Here is a 15,390-nt window from a genome sequence, read left to right as displayed (position 1 = left end):
TTCGGCACACATCTGCAGTGCCTACAGTGAGCTAGACCTGTCAATGAACGGAATTAATCTTAAATATAATCATTCTTATTTGCAATAGAGAATTAAGCCAATAATGAAAAAACCGCCAACCCCGGGGAAACAGAGTTGGCGGCTGAAGGCTCAGGGGGGGGTTAAAACTCGTAGCGAATACCGGCAAGGAACTGGCGCTGACGCCCCGCTACCTTGCCATCCACTCGGCTGACCAGATATTCGCGATCGGTCAGGTTGTACACACTGCCGAACAGGGTGATATCGCTGCCGGGCTTTCTGTAGTTGATGGAGGCGTTCCAGAGGCTGTAGCCGTCAATCATGCCCTCTTCACCATTGGCGCTTTCGACACGCGTGTTCTCGCCATCCACAAACTGTCGGCTGATGTAGTCCACACCGATGCGGGTATCCAACCCGTAGGGGTTTTCGTAACCCAGGCTGAGTGAGGCCATGTGACGGGGGGCATACGGCATGCGGTTACCCGCTGCAATATTCTCCGACGGTACCGCCTTGCTGAACTCGGCCTTGAACAGGTTGGTATAGGAACCGGTCAGATAAACGTTATGGGCACTGTTATAGAAGGTGCCGAAATCGACCCGTCCGGCCAGTTCGATACCGGCCTGTTCCGACTCACCGGCATTAAAGAAACGGCCACTGTCCTGAATTACGATCTCCTGAAAATCGGTGTAGAACAGCGTTCCTGCCAGAGACACTCCGTCGAAATAGTTACTGCGCAAGCCCAGTTCCCAGTTGGTGCTTTTTTCGGGGCTGGTTTTGGACAGCACCACACCATCACCCACCTCTCCCAAATCACGATCCGGGCGCGGAGGGGCAATACCCCGATGCACACCGGCAAAGACGGTTGTGTTGTCGATGCCATTCCAGGCGATACCGAAGCCCGGGAGAACATCGGTTGAACGGTTGGTCTGACGAATATCCTGTGGGTCGCCTTCTGCCCAGACCACATCGGTCTTGATGCTCAGGTCCTCGATCCGAACCCCGGGGGTAAAGGACCAGTCACCGAGGTGGAACGTGTTCTGGGCGAAGTAGGATATCGCCTCCACATCGATGCGAATATCTTCACGCAGATAGTCTGTGCCAAACGACTTGAGCCAGTCCAGATCGCGGGCACGCGGGTCACCATCACGGAACTGACGACGGCGAATGTCCTCTTCGTGGTACCGAACGCCGACGACAGCATCACTGTCGAGGCCAAACAGGGTGTGATTGAAGTCCAAACGGGATTCAACACCCCAGTATTCATAGTCGCGGGGACGGTGACGCCCGCCACAGGCGTCTGCATTGGCAGCGGTCGCCGCCGTGCCACAGCGATCCAGCTCTGAATAGGCAACGCCGTCAATAATGTAGCTGCCATCGCCCGGTTCATTGACCTGCCGGAAAGACGAGCGATAGGAATCCGCATAATAGGCTTGAGTATTGAGCGTGGCACTGTCGTTGATATCAAAGATATGTTTCAGCTGCACACTGTCGCGCTGATGCTCGAAACGGTCATGGTCGGAGGTGGGCGCCTGATATTTGTCCTGCGCGTACTCCAGCTGCCCCAGGCCGGTTTCAGTAATGGCCGAATCTTCTTCAAAGCGACTGACCTTGGCAATCAGCGTTTGCCGATCCGTCAGATTGAGCTGCCCCTTGATGGAAAACTCGGTGACATCAAAATCATGTCCACGACGAACGCCATCCCCCTGCTTCTGCAACGCATCAATCATGATGCCGCCGGTGTCATTTCCGTAGCCCAGGCGCGTATGCGCACCTCTGAACCCCTGATTACCGGCGTCCATGGTGACAGCGCCTTCAAAGCCATCGGTGGGCACCGGGCGCGTCACGAAGTTGATCATGCCACCCACGGTTTGTGGTCCGTGCAGTATCTGCCCCGAGCCTTTTACCACCTCTATGCGCTCAACCCTGTCCAGCGGGGTCGAGTAGTGTGCCGAGGGATCGCCATAGGGGCCCAGAAACAGCGGCATGCCATCTTCCATCAACAGGGTGCGGGATGTACGGCGGGGGTTGAGGCCACGCACCCCGATATTGAGGGCCAGGCCATAGCTGTCTTCATCAACCGCGTTGATGCCCGGGACGGTCTTCAGCGCTTCCTTTACGGTAAACGGACGACGACGTTCAAGGTCACGCTCGTCCACAATATCAAATGAACCGGGAACCGCTTCCAGTCGGTCGGGCAAAATGCCGGTAACCGTCAGTGTGTTTATGCTGTCCACCTGCTCCGCCTGCAAGGCGAATGGGACCAGCATCAGCGAAGAGGCGATGGCACTGCTGAGCAGTTTCTTGCGAAAAAACATGGGGTCACTCCTGTTGCCGAGAGGACAGCCTCTGCCAATGAGAGGGCTGGCAAAATTGTTGCCACAGTATGTGTTGGGCAACAAAACGCTGTCGTCAGCAACAGGTAGCAGTACTGGCGTACTTTGGTACTACGCTCGCAACAGAGCGGAAAAATCCCGCATCTGACGGGAAAAATTCCCGGTTGATATCAGCCGAAACGGTACCCGGACAGGCTTGTCTCCAGTACCCGATCCACAAACACATGTTGTCCCTGATCATCACCGGCGGCACCCGCCACCAACATCAGCGGCAGCAGGTGCTCCTCTTGCCGTTCCGGGTGACACTCACGCGCCCTCGGGGCCTGATCCCAGTGCGCCAGCGCCTGCCAGCGGGCGGCAGGGTCAGTTGCGATCGCCTGCGCCAGCCAGTCATCAAACTCATCCGAGATCGGGCCAAAACGCGGATCGCGATAGCCACGCATGTTATGGAAACTCATACCGCTGCCCACGATCAATACACCCTCATCCCGCAGCGATTGTAGCGCCCGTCCAGCCTGCAGGTGCGCCTCGGCATCCAGATCCCGACGCAGTGACAGCTGTACTACCGGGATTTCCGCCTCAGGGAACATTAGCTTGAGCGGAATGAACATGCCATGGTCAAAGCCTCGGTCGGCATCGGTTGCAGCCGGCAGCTCGGCCTGCTGCAACAGCTCAACCACACGCTGTGCCAATGCCGGCTGGCCGGGAGCCGGGTAGGTCAGCTCGTAGGTGTGTGGCGGAAAATTGTAGTAGTCATAGATCAGATCCGGCTGCTCACTCGAGGTGGTGCTGAACGCGGGCTCAAGCCAGTGGGCCGATACCAGCAGGATCGCCTTGGGCGGCTCCGGCAATGTATCGCGAATGCCGCGTAGAAACGCTTCCATCCGATCCCAGGCATCGGGCGGATTCCAGTCCATGAAAAAACAGGGGCCTGCCCCGTGCGGCACAAAAAGGGTGGGCTGAGTGGATGACATGGGGATCACTCCTGTTGCGGATTCAAACGATATACTCACAGACCAGTGTGGCAGGGCTGTCCTGCAGCGCCAGACTGATCAGAACACGGTCACATTCAAGGTTCTCGGTAACACGGCGATGGCAAGTGAACACCTCTTCGACAGTGGCAACACTACGGTGCTCAAAGCGAGCGGGCGGCGCTGTGCTTGCATGCTCGCCGGCCGGCAGCTCGATGTAAAGGGTTCGCAGATCGGGCGCGGCGTCAGCGGCCTGTTGCAGCCAGCGGGCCAGCGCTTCCGGCTGCTCGATACGCGTGAGCGCAAAGTGATGGTCAAGCAGTGAAAACTGCAGCACATCGCCCTGCTGAATCAGCATTCCGCCCAGCATTTCAAGCTGCTCCGCCAGATTGTGTTCACTCAGCGGTTCGGCGGGAAATCGAAACACCTGTCACTCTCCTCATACCTGTGACCACCCAGTATATTGGACTGCTGTGGCGCATATTCAACTGCCTACCTTCCCGCAGCTGGAAACCGCGTGCATGGAACACTATACAGTAACGACGGGGCGCAGCCCCGATGACACCCAACTTGCCGACAAGGACAGCCTGTGACCCTGAACGATCTTTTCACCCCCGCATTGGGTTTCGCCTCTCTGGCACTGGCCAGTCTGGCCTGTCAGTGGCTGGCCTGGCGACTGCACCTTCCGGCGATTCTGTTTCTTCTGTTGACCGGCATTCTGGTGGGGCCCATCGGCGGGTGGCTGTCACCGGATCTTTTTCTGGATGAGCTGCTGTTCCCGCTGGTGTCACTCAGCGTCGCTCTGATTCTGTTCGAAGGCAGCCTGACGCTGAAGTTCAGCGAGCTGCGCGAGACCGGCACCGTCGTCCGCCGGCTGGTGACATTGGGCGCATTGGTGACCTGGGGTGTGATTACGCTTGCAACCCACTGGCTGATCGGACTGCCGCCCGCCTTGTCCGCCCTGTTCGGTGCGCTGGTGGTCGTTACCGGTCCGACCGTTGTTGTACCCATGCTGCGCACCTTGCACGCCAAACCCCGCATTGCCGAGGTGCTGCGCTGGGAGGGCATCCTGATCGACCCTCTGGGTGCTCTGCTGGCAGTGTTGGTGTTCCAGTGGCTGATCGCCACCGGCAGCGGTGAAAACGGTTTTCTCGCCAGCCTGATGATCTTTTTCAAGGTCACGCTGGCCGGCACCATCATTGGCCTGTTGGCGGGCTGGCTGCTGGCGCTGGCATTGCGACGTTACTGGATCCCGGAGTATCTGGAAGTGCTGGCCGCCATTGCCGTTGTGCTGGTGACCTTCTCAGTGTCCAACCACCTCGCTCATGAGTCCGGTCTGCTGGCCGTGACGCTGATGGGGATCTGGCTGGCCAATGCCAAAGGGATCGATATCGACGAAATTCTGGCTTTCAAGGAACATCTTGCCACCCTGCTGATTTCCGGGCTTTTCATTCTACTGGCTGCCCGGCTGGACCTGCAGGCATTGCTGGCACTGGGCTGGCCGGCATTGGTACTGTTGGCCGTTATTCAATTCATCGCCCGCCCATTATCGGTTTGGGCCAGCACGCTCGGCAGTCATCTCAGCTGGCCGGAGCGAGGCCTGATCGCGTGGATCGGCCCGCGCGGCATTGTCGCGGCGGCGGTCTCGGCACTCTTTGCTCTCAAGCTGGAGCAGGCCGGGTATGAAGACGCCGGGCTGATCAGTGCACTGACCTTTGCCGTCATCATTGGCACCGTGGTGTTTCAGAGTGCCACGGCTCGCCCGGTTGCCAAGGCGCTGAACGTGACCGAACCGGAACCGCGCGGCCTGTTGCTCATAGGCGCCAACCCAGCCGCATTGGCCCTGGCCGAGTGTCTTCAGAAAGAGGACGTTCCTCTGTTGGTGGTGGACACCCACTGGGATGCGATTCGGGACGCCCGCATGCGCGGACTCAGAACCCTGTGCGGCAACCCGTTGGCCGCGGTGGTCGATGATCGGCTGGACCTGGCCGGACTGGGGCATCTGTTGACGCTGACACCGCAGCGGGAATGGAACGCCCTGTTGTGCCAACACTTCCGACGCGACTTTCCGGCTCGGCAGATCTTCACGGTCCGCACGGAAAAACACCAACAGGCGCGGCTCAAGCTGGCCGAAGCGCATCAGGGCCAGCCACTGGGGCCTGAGCCATTGAACTTCGGCCTGCTCTCTGGCCTGATCAGTCGCGGTGCACGTTTTCGCGCCACACGCTTCAGCGAGAGCTACGATTTCAATCAGTGGCAGCAGGACACTACAGACGCACGCATGCCGATTGCGCTGATCAGCCCGGACCGGCATTTGTTGCTGTTGTCCGATTCCGACGAGGTCAGTCCGGGGGCGGACTGGACCCTGATCTATCTGGATACCGCCGAAAAAGCGGCAAACGGCAAGGTCCGAGAGATCAGCGGCTGACCCAGTTACCCGATATCAGCCGTTGCCCTGGCTCAACCGTCGGGTTGTAGAGATAGAGCCAGGCACGGCCATGGGGCGTGTCCACCTGAACCCGGTCATACAGTCCGGTGTGCGGTGCATGGGCACAGTATTCCTCCAGTTCATCCAGTGCGGCAAACGTCGCCGCACTCACACGGTACACCTCGACCTGCGTCTGGCCCAGCTCCCGCTTCGCCGCCGGCCAGGGGCCCAGGTCGTAGAGCGCGACCCCATCCAGTCGTGTTGAGCCAAGATACTCGGCACCGTTGAGAAAGTGGTGGTTGCCCTGCCCCTGTTTGAGGGTGCCATATACAGCTACCCGAATCTGCTCCATTCCTGGCCCTCTGCGTATGATTCAGTCGGCTATTCTTAAATACCTTAAGGACATTGAGCAAGGAGATCCCATGCGCACGTTTTTTCTCGGCCTTACGTTGCTGACGCTGACGGCCTGCACCAGCCTGCCCGATCGGGTGGAGCCGGTGAGCAACTTCGAGTTGAACCGCTATCTGGGCACCTGGTACGAGATCGCCCGGCTGGATCATTCGTTCGAGCGCGGCCTGAGCCAGGTGCAGGCCGAGTACAGCCTGAGAGACGATGGTGGGGTGAAAGTGATCAACCGGGGTTACGACGCCGCCAGGGGCGAATGGCGCGAGGCCGAAGGCAAGGCGTATTTCGTTGAGGACAGCAACACCGGCTACCTGAAAGTCTCGTTCTTCGGTCACTTCTACGGTGCCTATGTGATCATGGAACTGGACCACGAGGGCTATCAGTACTCACTGGTCAGCGGCCCGGATCGGGATTACCTGTGGATATTGTCGCGCAGCCCCGATATGGATGCCGATACGCTGGAGCGGCTGATTGCCATCGCCCGCAAGGCCGGTTATCCGGTGGATGAGCTGATTCATGTGAACCATTGATAGTTGTTAACGGATACAAAGGTGCCCGCCCTTGCAGCGGGCACCCTCATTTTCAGGCCGCAGCCGCCCGATCCTCACGCAGCACCCTGGCGGCATCCACCATGTTCTGCAACGCGGGGATTACCTCGCTCCACTGGCGGGTTTTCAGGCCACAGTCCGGGTTCACCCAGAGGCGTTCTGCCGGGATGCGCTGCGCCGCGAGACGCATCAGTTTCACCATCTGTTCTACCGACGGGATGTTGGGGCTGTGGATATCGTACACGCCCGGACCGATCTCGTTGGGGTAGTGGAATTCGTCGAACACATCCAGCAGCTCCATATCGGAACGGGAGGTCTCGATGGTGATCACGTCCGCATCCATGTGCGCGATCGCCTCGATGATGTCGTTGAACTCCGAGTAACACATGTGGGTATGAATCTGAGTGCTGTCCGACACGCCGTTGGCACTGATGCGGAACGACTCCACCGCCCAGTTCAGATACTCCGCCCACTGGCTGCGGCGCAATGGCAGACCTTCGCGCAACGCTGCTTCATCGATCTGGATGATATCGATACCGGCACGCTCCAGATCCTGCACCTCTTCGCGGATCGCCAGCGCCAGCTGATAGCAGCTGTGTGACCGTGGCTGATCATCACGCACGAAGGACCAGTTAAGGATGGTGACCGGGCCGGTGAGCATGCCCTTCATTTTCCTGTCAGTCAGTGACTGAGCATATTTGATCCACTCCACGGTCATCGCTTTCGGGCGACTGATATCACCGAACAGGATCGGCGGCTTGACGCAGCGGGAGCCGTAGGACTGCACCCAGCCAAACTGGCTGAAGGCATAGCCGTCGAGTTGCTCGCCAAAATACTCCACCATGTCGTTGCGTTCGGCTTCGCCGTGTACCAGCACATCCAGTCCCAGCGTCTCCTGCTGTTTGACGGCAAACTCGATCTCCTGCTGCATACGGGCTGTATAGTCACCGGCATCCAGCTCCCCCTTGCGGAATGCGAGTCGCGCCTTACGGATTTCCTGCGTTTGCGGGAAGGAGCCGATGGTGGTGGTCGGGTACAGCGGCAGGTTCAGCTTCTCGCGTTGCAGCGCTGCCCGCTGCGGATAGGCACTCTTGCGCTTGCCCAGGCCCGGGTCGATGGCGGCAACGGCCTGCTGTACCCCGGGATTATGCACCCGCGGCGAGGTACGGCGGCTGTTCAGCGCGGCCAGATTCTCGGCCAGTTCAGCCGCAACAGACGCCCGACCATTGTTCAATGCGCTGTGGATAACCCATATTTCATCCAGCTTTTGCTGGGCAAACGCCAGCCAGGAGCGAATCTCGGCATCCAGCTTCTGTTCGCTGGCAAGATCCACCGGCACATGTAACAGCGAGCAGGACGGAGCGATCCAGAGGCGACTCCCCAGCCGTGCCGCCACCGGCTCCAGCCAGTCCAGCAACGCACTCAGATCGGTTTTCCATATATTGCGACCATTGACCACACCCAATGACAGCACCTGCTCCGCGCTCAACCGCTCGATTGCTGGCTCGACTTCATCGCGGGCATTGACCGCATCCAGGTGCAGGCCATCGACCGGCAGGCTGCAGGCCAGTTCAAGGTTTTCACTCAACTGACCGAAATAGGTGGTCAGCAGCAGCTTCACACCACTGTCAGCCAGCGCGGCATAGGCGGTGCGGAACGCCTCCTGCCACTGCGATGCCAGCTCGGTCACCAACGTCGGTTCATCGATCTGTACCCACTCGACCCCCTTCTCGGCCAGCAGCCTGAGCAGTTCAGCATAGACCGGCAACAGCTGCGCCAGCAGGCTCAGCGGATCGGTTGCGTCCTTGCTCTTGCCCAGCAACAGGTAGGTCACCGGACCGATCAGCACCGGCTTGGCGTTATGGCCCTGCGCCTGCGCTTCCTCGACCTGTGCCAGCAGACGACTCGGATTCAGACTGAAGCGGGTCTCGGCACTGAACTCCGGCACGATATAGTGGTAGTTGGTATCGAACCACTTGGTCATCTCGCCAGCGTGGACACAGTTGCAGCCACTGTCGTTGGCGGAACGACCACGGGCAACGCGGAAGTACTGGTCCAGCTCGGAGCCTTGCAGCCCCTGCACTCGGGCCGGCAGGTTGCCGAGGGTAAAGCTCAGATCCAGCACCTGATCATAGAGGGAAAAATCCCCCACCGGGATCAGATCGAGTCCCGCCTGACGCTTCCAGTTCTGCACCCGCAACTCGGCGGCGGTCTGCAGCAGTTCGGCTTCGCTTTTCTCGCCTTTCCAGAAGGATTCCTGGGCAAACTTCAATTCTCGCCGCGCCCCGATGCGCGGAAAACCCAGATTGTGTAGACGGCTTTTTGTCTGTCGCTGAAGGCTCTTGTTCTGTGGCTGATGGGTCTTGTTCTGTGGCTGAAGGCTCATGACTCTCTCCAAAATTCAATTCGGAGACGATGCTAGCCCTTATGAATGATGAAAAATAATGGCATTATCTCATCAACCCATTAATTCTGATCATGGATTGAGATGCTCGATCGCCACCACCTGATGATACTGCGCGCCGTGGACCAACAGGGTTCGCTCACCGCAGCCGCCGATACCCTGTGCCTCACCCAATCCGCCCTGAGTCATTCGGTGCGAAAGCTGGAGCAGCAGCTGGGCACCGCCGTGTGGCAGAAAGAAGGCCGTCGCCTGCGTCTGACTCAGGCCGGCCGCTACCTGCTGCGGCTGGCGGAACGGCTGCTGCCGCAGTTCGAGCATGCCGAAGCGATAATGCAGCAGTTTGCCAGCGGCCAGCGCGGCACCCTGCGCATCGGTATGGAATGCCACCCTTGCTATCAGTGGTTATTAAAGATAGTGAACCCTTACTTGCAGCAGTGGCCCGATGTGGATGTGGACGTGCGGCAGAAATTTCAATTTGGCGGCATGGGCGCCCTCTACGGCCACGAGATCGATCTGCTGGTCACGCCTGACCCGCTGCACCGCAGCGGCCTGATCTTCGAACCGGTGTTCGATTATGAACAGGTGCTGGTAGTGGGTCCTGATCATCCCCTGCACGGCCAGCATCAGGTGGAACCGGAGCAACTGCTCAACGATATTCTGATCACCTACCCGGTGGAGCCGGAACGGCTGGATATTTTCAACCGCTTTCTGACTCCTGCAGGCTGTGCACCGCGCCGTCACAAGCAGATCGAGACCACCGACATCATGCTGCAGATGGTGGCCGCCGGTCGTGGGGTCGCCGCATTGCCGCGCTGGCTGGTCAGTGAGTACCAGCAAAGATTGCCGCTGCACCCGCTGCAGCTGGGAAAATCAGGTGTGGCCAAACAGATTTTCCTTGGCCTGCGTAAAGAGGATGTGGAGACTGACTACCTGAACGCCTTTGTCGAACTGGCCCGACGCCACAATACCCTGACGGCCAGCGTTGATGCCAACCGGACCTGAACATGCCGACCACTGACCCACATATTGCCCTGACCAATTTTATCCACCGCCACCCGCGCCTGCTGGTGCTGACCGGCGCCGGTATCAGCACTGACTCCGGCATCCCTGACTATCGCGACAGCAATGGCGAGTGGAAACGCAAGCAGCCGGTACAGCACCCGGACTTCATGCGCTGCGAGCACACCCGCAAGCGTTACTGGGGACGCAGCCTGGTGGGCTGGCCGGTGATGCGTGATGCCCGTCCCAACCCTGCCCACGATGCACTGGCGCAACTGGAACAGCTGGGTCATGTGGACCTGCTGGTAACGCAAAACGTGGACGGCCTGCACCAGCGAGCCGGCAGCCAGAAGGTGATCGACCTGCACGGCCGTTCCGACCGGGTGATCTGCATGAGCTGTGATTTCAGCTGCAGCCGTGACGAGGTACATCATCGCAGCGCTGATCTGAACCCCACATTCACCTCATTCAGTGCCGAAACGGCACCGGACGGCGATGCGGATCTGGAGGTGGATTTCAGTGATTTTCGCATCCCCGACTGCCCGCACTGTGGCGGCATCTTGAAGCCGGATGTAGTGTTCTTCGGCGATAATGTACCCAAACAGCGGGTAACGGATGCACTGGATGCACTGCAGCGGGCCGATGGCCTGTTGGTGATCGGCTCATCGCTGATGGTCTATTCCGGCTTCCGCTTCTGCCGCCGTGCCCAGGAGTGGAACAAACCGATCGCCTCACTGACGCTGGGCAGAACCCGCGCGGATGAGTTGCTCAGTCTGAAGATCAGCCATCCAATCGGACCCGCCCTGTCAGGCACCCTGCAGCTACTGGCAACAGACCCTATTCTTCACAACAGGTGATATCATCACCCTTAGCCCTATATACTGGGTACATCACTACCTGTTGACGGAGCCTCAGCTGATGAATTCAGCCATTCATTCAGCCAAGCCTGACCGTTCAGCAGTTCTGTTTCGGTGTCTGTTGCTGATCTGTCTGGCAGCTTTCATGACCCTGTCCATGCCTGCCGCGCATGCCGAATCAGTCCCGCTGGACCAGCACTGGGAATACCGCTGGGGCGACTCACCGTTCAAGGACGATACACCACTTTGGGCCATCGAATCTGATACCGCTCAGTGGCAGTCTATCGATTTTCCCTCCAATCCCCCGGGACGCAACGGCAGGGAAAACATCTGGTACCGCACCCTGATCCCTGAAGGTGGCTGGCGCGACCCGGTACTGTACATCTTCAGCGTTGACCTGATTGTCGAAGTCTACCTTGAGGGTGAGCGCATCTATCACTACGGCGAATTTGATGCCGAGGGCAAGGGCCGCTTCGAGGGCTGGCCATGGCACATGATCCCACTGCCCGAGGATGCCGCAGGCAAGCCGATCCATTTTCGCGTCTACTCCAATTACATGGACATCGGTCTTTGGGGTGAGGTCAAGATCATGGACCAGCTTGAGCTTTATCAACAAATTATAAAGGAGTCCATCGATAGCCTGATCATCACTCTGTTCAGCCTGTTGATTGCCGTTCTGGCGCTGCTGTTCGCGCTCTTCAAGTCTGGTCGTCTGACCCTGCTTGCTCTGGGACTGTTCTCGCTGGCCAGCGCAGGTCTTGCCCTGAGTACAAGCCAGGCCAAACAGTTGCTGTTCAATCATGCTCTCATGTGGGAATACATTGGAGCCGGCAGCTACTATCTGCTGCCCATCGCGCTGGCGCTGATGTTGCAGGCATGGTTTGGGCGACTGCGATGGCTTTACCGCTCACTCGTGGGGCTGTTTCTGGTGTATCTGATCGGCGCTTTGGGGCTTTCGCTCGCGGGCGTGGTGAGCCTCGCCAACACCTACCCTCTGTTCGACCTGCTGTTCGCGGTGCTGGTACCGGGCATGCTGCTGTGTACACTGCACCGGCTGCCTCAAGCTGACAGCGACCAGCGTATCATGCTGTTGGCCACCACCACCCTGACACTGCTGCTCCTGGTGGACATGGCGGTTGCCCATGGCTGGATCGCCTGGAGCCGAATCCCGGTCGGCTGGGGTTCATTGATGTTTTCATTGGCCATTGTGGCGCTATCGTTGCGGCATTTCATTCACACCCAGAACGCACTGGCACAACTGAATGCCACACTTGAGAACCGCGTGGCCGAACGCACTTCAGAGCTGAAGATACTGGCTCGGCGCGAAGCTGACCGTGCTCGTGCTCTGGAATTCGGCAATCGCAAGCGTGCACTGCTGGATAAAATGATAAGCGCAATGGAGCAGAGCGAGACTGTTGAGCACGCCATTGAACGGATGACTGAGCATTTTCCCGACCTGTGTGAGCCGCTGCCCGGCGGACTTTACCGCAGTACTCAGCATCACTGGGAACTGGAATTACACTGGTGCCAGGAGACTCTGCCCTCGCGCCATGCGTTAACTGACACGCCCCGGCCTGAAGGGGATGAGTGGCACAACTTCCGTATCGAATATGAAGACCCCCGCAACGGCAACCAGCTGGTCGGCATGCTGGTGGTCAATCTCGACAGCCGCAATATCAACTTTGAGCAGCTTAACCCGTTGACACTGCAGACCCTGCTTCTGCGCGCCGTCGACCGGATCAACCTGACACTGTCCAAAATTGTACTGCAACAGGCCCTGAACCGTTTTTCTTATGAGGATGCGCTCACCGGGCTCAATAACCGGCGTTTTCTCGATGAAATGCTGTCCCGCGAGGTCGCCTTGACCCATCGCAACCACACTCCATTGGCGCTGATGATCTGTGATATCGATCACTTCAAACAGCTGAACGACACCTATGGCCACGCGGCCGGAGACGAAGTCCTGCAAAGTGTTGCACAGCTGCTGCATGCCACCTTCCGCGAAACCGATATCATCTGTCGCTTTGGTGGCGAAGAGTTTGTGGTGGTCATGCCAACGGCAACACTGCAGGAGTGCCAGGATCGAGCTGAACAATTACGCATCAACATGGCCAGCCAGACATTCACATACGGTACCGAAATGATCGGCCCCGTGACCCTTTCAGCCGGGATCAGCGCCCTGCACAGAGACAATGATACAGCCGATGACCTGCTGCGCCGGGCCGATAATGCGCTGTATCAAGCCAAGGCAGGCGGTCGCAATCGTGTCATCAGTGCCGATACCGGTGCCAGGCATCAGATATAGCCTGTTGACCTAAACGCCTAAAGCAGTGGCACGGATACTATCCGTGCCAGCGGCCCGAACAGCTCACTGGCACGGTAGCAACTCAGCTCCAGCTCACTCACCCTCAGCGTCAACGGCTCGATTTGATTGAACGCGTTCAGCCCAGCCTGCAGCCGCTGCCAGGGCAGTGCCTGTTTATACAAGCCAACCGTCAGATGCGGCACATAATCCGCCTGTCGCACCTCAGGGCTGATGCACTGAAGCCGTTCACGCAGCATTGCCAACACACCTTCCGAATCATTCACCTGCAGATAGGGCGCACTGGCAAAGCTGTCGAGCCCTCCAACCTGAAGCTCAAAGGGTGTCTGTGCCAATGCCTCAAGGGCTTCGACCTGCAACTGCCGCAGCTGCACAGTGAAATCGTCATTCCTGCACTGCTCCAGCGCATCAAACCCACAGACAAACAGCGTTATATGGGCCTGCCGACGATAGCCTTGATGCAACCAGGATGACAGATGCCTTTGCGCGGACTGCAGACGCTGCAGCACAGATCTGTCATGCACAGGTAACGTCCAGACACAGTAAAACTCGCGACCATGGTGCCACTCGGGATAATCACGCAATTCGCAGGGGATGGTAGAGACAGGAGAGGTGTAAGGCATGACATGGAATGTTAACGGGTGCGGGCCGACACTTCAGCCCCTGAAACAAAAAACGGGCCGCAGGGGCCCGTTTTCTTAGCGCTTATCGAACTCGAGGTTCAGATAGCGACGATGTTCTCAGCCTGAGGACCTTTCTGGCCCTGAGTAACTGTGAACTGAACCTGCTGGCCTTCAGTCAGGGTTTTGAAGCCTGAACCGGAGATGGCGCTGAAATGGGCGAAAACGTCCGGGCCGCTCTGCTGTTCGATAAAGCCGAAGCCTTTAGTTTCGTTGAACCATTTAACGGTGCCAGTAGTAGTAGACATAATAGTATTCTCGTTCGAAATATAATGTGTGAACACTGCCAGCGAAATGCTGATCAGGTTCGGGTAATGCTTTAGGTAATGCAAGGACTTATGAAAACAGAACGAGGTACATACGATTAGGCAGGACTTCGAAATGGTGCATAAATGCAGGTGTTACTCTCAAGCCATTGCAGTGTACGCTGATTCGGTAGGGAGTCAAAGCTTTATTTCAACTATTTTCAGGCATTGCCAAAAAACAGTGAACAAAAAAACGGGCCACAAGGGCCCGTTTTTTAGCGCTGACTGAACTCGAGGTTCAGATCGCGGCGATGTTCTCAGCCTGAGGACCTTTCTGGCCCTGAGTAACATTGAACTGCACCTGCTGGCCTTCGGTCAGGGTTTTGAAGCCTGAACCAGCAATGGCGCTGAAATGGGCGAAAACGTCCGGGCCACCGCTCTTCTGCTCGATGAAGCCGAAGCCTTTAGTTTCGTTGAACCATTTAACGGTGCCAGTAGTAGTAGACATAATAGTATTCTCGTTCGAAATATAATGTGTGAACGCTGTCAGCAAAATACTGATCAGGTTCGGGTAATGCTTTTAATAATACAAGGACTTATGAAAACAGAACGAGGTACTTACGATTAGGCAGGACGTCGAATTGGTGCATAAATGCAGGTGTTACTCTCAAGCCAGTTCAGAGTACGCCTATTATTGCCCCGGTGACAGCTTTATTTAACTTATTTCAATTAAAGGCTGCCGCTTTATATTCAACAGCAGCCTTTTCAATCGCTTAACGTGATTTCGGCTGGCAAACCTGATCACCGTAATAATTGTTGCTGTAATTGCAGTCAGTGCATGCCTGTTGAGTCACCGGCAGAGCGGCAACCACAGCCGGGCGTGATGGATGCTCAAAGGATGAAGCGATGTAGCGGGCAACGTCAGTCATGTTGAAAGCTCCTTGGGTGTCAGTTGCAACCAGATTACCCCCTGACGCTTAGTTGTTGAAATTTATTGTTTTTAGAATATCAATTGTCTAAAGCTATAAGAAGTGAGTCCTATCCGGCCGTACCGGCCTGATCGAAATTCACACAGTGGATAAAAAAGATAACAGGATATTCCACAGGCACACACATCACTGTCCACAGCACCCCGAACCTCCGGGCAGAAACTCCGCCAGGGTTGACATCCACATTGTG

At 57.5% G+C, this 15,390-nt stretch carries 14 protein-coding genes; 5 read left to right on the top strand and 9 right to left on the bottom strand.

Annotation, left to right across the window (positions count from 1 at the left end; translation table 11 throughout):
- Positions 1–161 precede the first annotated feature (161 nt).
- The 3 genes from ABIE60_RS05780 to ABIE60_RS05770 form a co-directional block, all read right to left on the bottom strand.
- Entirely contained in the window at positions 162–2,333 is a 2,172-nt protein-coding gene (locus ABIE60_RS05780) for a TonB-dependent receptor family protein (RefSeq protein ID WP_354468467.1), read from the bottom strand.
- A gap of 188 nt (positions 2,334–2,521) precedes the next feature.
- Positions 2,522–3,325, bottom strand: coding sequence for a DODA-type extradiol aromatic ring-opening family dioxygenase (locus tag ABIE60_RS05775; protein WP_354468466.1), 804 nt, complete (start codon positions 3,323–3,325; stop codon positions 2,522–2,524).
- Positions 3,326–3,347: 22 nt separating this feature from the next.
- The gene (locus tag ABIE60_RS05770; protein ID WP_354468465.1) at positions 3,348–3,749 is read right to left on the bottom strand and encodes a hypothetical protein; all 402 of its coding nucleotides are present in this window, start codon (positions 3,747–3,749) and stop codon (positions 3,348–3,350) included.
- A gap of 162 nt (positions 3,750–3,911) precedes the next feature.
- Here ABIE60_RS05770 and ABIE60_RS05765 point away from each other — a divergent pair, with 162 nt between their 5' ends.
- Positions 3,912–5,750 (top strand): cation:proton antiporter, encoded by a 1,839-nt coding sequence (locus ABIE60_RS05765; protein ID WP_354468464.1) that lies wholly within the window; start codon positions 3,912–3,914, stop codon positions 5,748–5,750.
- On the opposite strand, the gene ABIE60_RS05760 is transcribed toward ABIE60_RS05765, so the two are convergent.
- Positions 5,740–6,102, bottom strand: coding sequence for a gamma-glutamylcyclotransferase family protein (locus ABIE60_RS05760; protein ID WP_354468462.1), 363 nt, complete (start codon positions 6,100–6,102; stop codon positions 5,740–5,742). The two genes, ABIE60_RS05765 and ABIE60_RS05760, sit on opposite strands and share 11 nt — an antisense overlap.
- 70 nt (positions 6,103–6,172) lie before the next feature.
- Here ABIE60_RS05760 and ABIE60_RS05755 point away from each other — a divergent pair, with 70 nt between their 5' ends.
- Positions 6,173–6,685: a lipocalin family protein gene (locus ABIE60_RS05755; RefSeq protein WP_354468461.1), complete on the top strand. Its 513-nt coding sequence runs from the start codon at positions 6,173–6,175 to the stop codon at positions 6,683–6,685.
- A 52-nt stretch (positions 6,686–6,737) separates the two neighbouring features.
- On the opposite strand, the gene metE is transcribed toward ABIE60_RS05755, so the two are convergent.
- Complete coding sequence (metE, locus tag ABIE60_RS05750) at positions 6,738–9,089, bottom strand: 5-methyltetrahydropteroyltriglutamate--homocysteine S-methyltransferase (protein WP_354468460.1); 2,352 nt, start codon at positions 9,087–9,089, stop codon at positions 6,738–6,740.
- Between the two features lie 102 nt (positions 9,090–9,191).
- Between metE and ABIE60_RS05745 the strand changes: the two genes are divergently transcribed.
- The 3 genes from ABIE60_RS05745 (at position 9,192) to ABIE60_RS05735 (ending at position 13,268) form a co-directional block, all read left to right on the top strand.
- Positions 9,192–10,109, top strand: a complete 918-nt coding sequence (locus tag ABIE60_RS05745) for a LysR family transcriptional regulator (RefSeq protein WP_354468459.1) — start codon at positions 9,192–9,194, stop codon at positions 10,107–10,109.
- A 2-nt stretch (positions 10,110–10,111) separates the two neighbouring features.
- Positions 10,112–10,963, top strand: a complete 852-nt coding sequence (locus ABIE60_RS05740; RefSeq protein ID WP_354468458.1) for an NAD-dependent protein deacetylase — start codon at positions 10,112–10,114, stop codon at positions 10,961–10,963.
- Positions 10,964–11,024: 61 nt separating this feature from the next.
- Positions 11,025–13,268 (top strand): diguanylate cyclase, encoded by a 2,244-nt coding sequence (locus tag ABIE60_RS05735; RefSeq protein WP_354468456.1) that lies wholly within the window; start codon positions 11,025–11,027, stop codon positions 13,266–13,268.
- 17 nt (positions 13,269–13,285) lie between these two features.
- Here the strand turns inward: ABIE60_RS05735 and ABIE60_RS05730 are convergent, their stop codons facing one another.
- The 4 genes from ABIE60_RS05730 to ABIE60_RS05715 all read right to left on the bottom strand — a co-directional run bounded on the left by ABIE60_RS05730 (position 13,286) and on the right by ABIE60_RS05715 (position 15,140).
- Positions 13,286–13,810: a 2'-5' RNA ligase family protein gene (locus ABIE60_RS05730; RefSeq protein ID WP_354468455.1), complete on the bottom strand. Its 525-nt coding sequence runs from the start codon at positions 13,808–13,810 to the stop codon at positions 13,286–13,288.
- 197 nt (positions 13,811–14,007) lie between these two features.
- The gene (locus ABIE60_RS05725) at positions 14,008–14,214 is read right to left on the bottom strand and encodes a cold-shock protein (RefSeq protein WP_354468454.1); all 207 of its coding nucleotides are present in this window, start codon (positions 14,212–14,214) and stop codon (positions 14,008–14,010) included.
- Between the two features lie 295 nt (positions 14,215–14,509).
- Positions 14,510–14,719 carry a transcription antiterminator/RNA stability regulator CspE gene (gene cspE / locus ABIE60_RS05720; protein ID WP_091827726.1) on the bottom strand — a complete coding sequence of 70 codons (210 nt, stop codon included), beginning with the start codon at positions 14,717–14,719 and terminating at the stop codon, positions 14,510–14,512.
- A 265-nt stretch (positions 14,720–14,984) separates the two neighbouring features.
- Positions 14,985–15,140, bottom strand: a complete 156-nt coding sequence (locus ABIE60_RS05715) for a hypothetical protein (RefSeq protein WP_354468453.1) — start codon at positions 15,138–15,140, stop codon at positions 14,985–14,987.
- Between the last annotated feature and the right edge of the window lie 250 nt (positions 15,141–15,390).

The organism is Marinobacterium sp. MBR-109, from assembly GCF_040547565.1.
Lineage (GTDB): Bacteria > Pseudomonadota > Gammaproteobacteria > Pseudomonadales > Balneatricaceae > Marinobacterium.
Note: the sequence above shows the minus strand (reverse complement) of the source record. Positions and strands in the feature narration are given on the sequence as shown.

What these genes read in the sequence shown, in the direction of transcription:
- ABIE60_RS05740 (WP_354468458.1), top strand. Translation starts at nt 10,112, where the DNA reads ATGCCGACCACTGACCCACATATTGCCCTGACCAATTTTATCCACCGC.
- ABIE60_RS05745 (WP_354468459.1), top strand. Translation starts at nt 9,192, where the DNA reads ATGCTCGATCGCCACCACCTGATGATACTGCGCGCCGTGGACCAACAG.
- ABIE60_RS05780 (WP_354468467.1), bottom strand. Translation starts at nt 2,333, where the DNA reads ATGTTTTTTCGCAAGAAACTGCTCAGCAGTGCCATCGCCTCTTCGCTG.
- ABIE60_RS05775 (WP_354468466.1), bottom strand. Translation starts at nt 3,325, where the DNA reads ATGTCATCCACTCAGCCCACCCTTTTTGTGCCGCACGGGGCAGGCCCC.
- ABIE60_RS05735 (WP_354468456.1), top strand. Translation starts at nt 11,025, where the DNA reads ATGAATTCAGCCATTCATTCAGCCAAGCCTGACCGTTCAGCAGTTCTG.
- ABIE60_RS05760 (WP_354468462.1), bottom strand. Translation starts at nt 6,102, where the DNA reads ATGGAGCAGATTCGGGTAGCTGTATATGGCACCCTCAAACAGGGGCAG.
- ABIE60_RS05755 (WP_354468461.1), top strand. Translation starts at nt 6,173, where the DNA reads ATGCGCACGTTTTTTCTCGGCCTTACGTTGCTGACGCTGACGGCCTGC.
- metE (WP_354468460.1), bottom strand. Translation starts at nt 9,089, where the DNA reads ATGAGCCTTCAGCCACAGAACAAGACCCATCAGCCACAGAACAAGAGC.
- ABIE60_RS05725 (WP_354468454.1), bottom strand. Translation starts at nt 14,214, where the DNA reads ATGTCTACTACTACTGGCACCGTTAAATGGTTCAACGAAACTAAAGGC.
- cspE (WP_091827726.1), bottom strand. Translation starts at nt 14,719, where the DNA reads ATGTCTACTACTACTGGCACCGTTAAATGGTTCAACGAAACTAAAGGC.
- ABIE60_RS05715 (WP_354468453.1), bottom strand. Translation starts at nt 15,140, where the DNA reads ATGACTGACGTTGCCCGCTACATCGCTTCATCCTTTGAGCATCCATCA.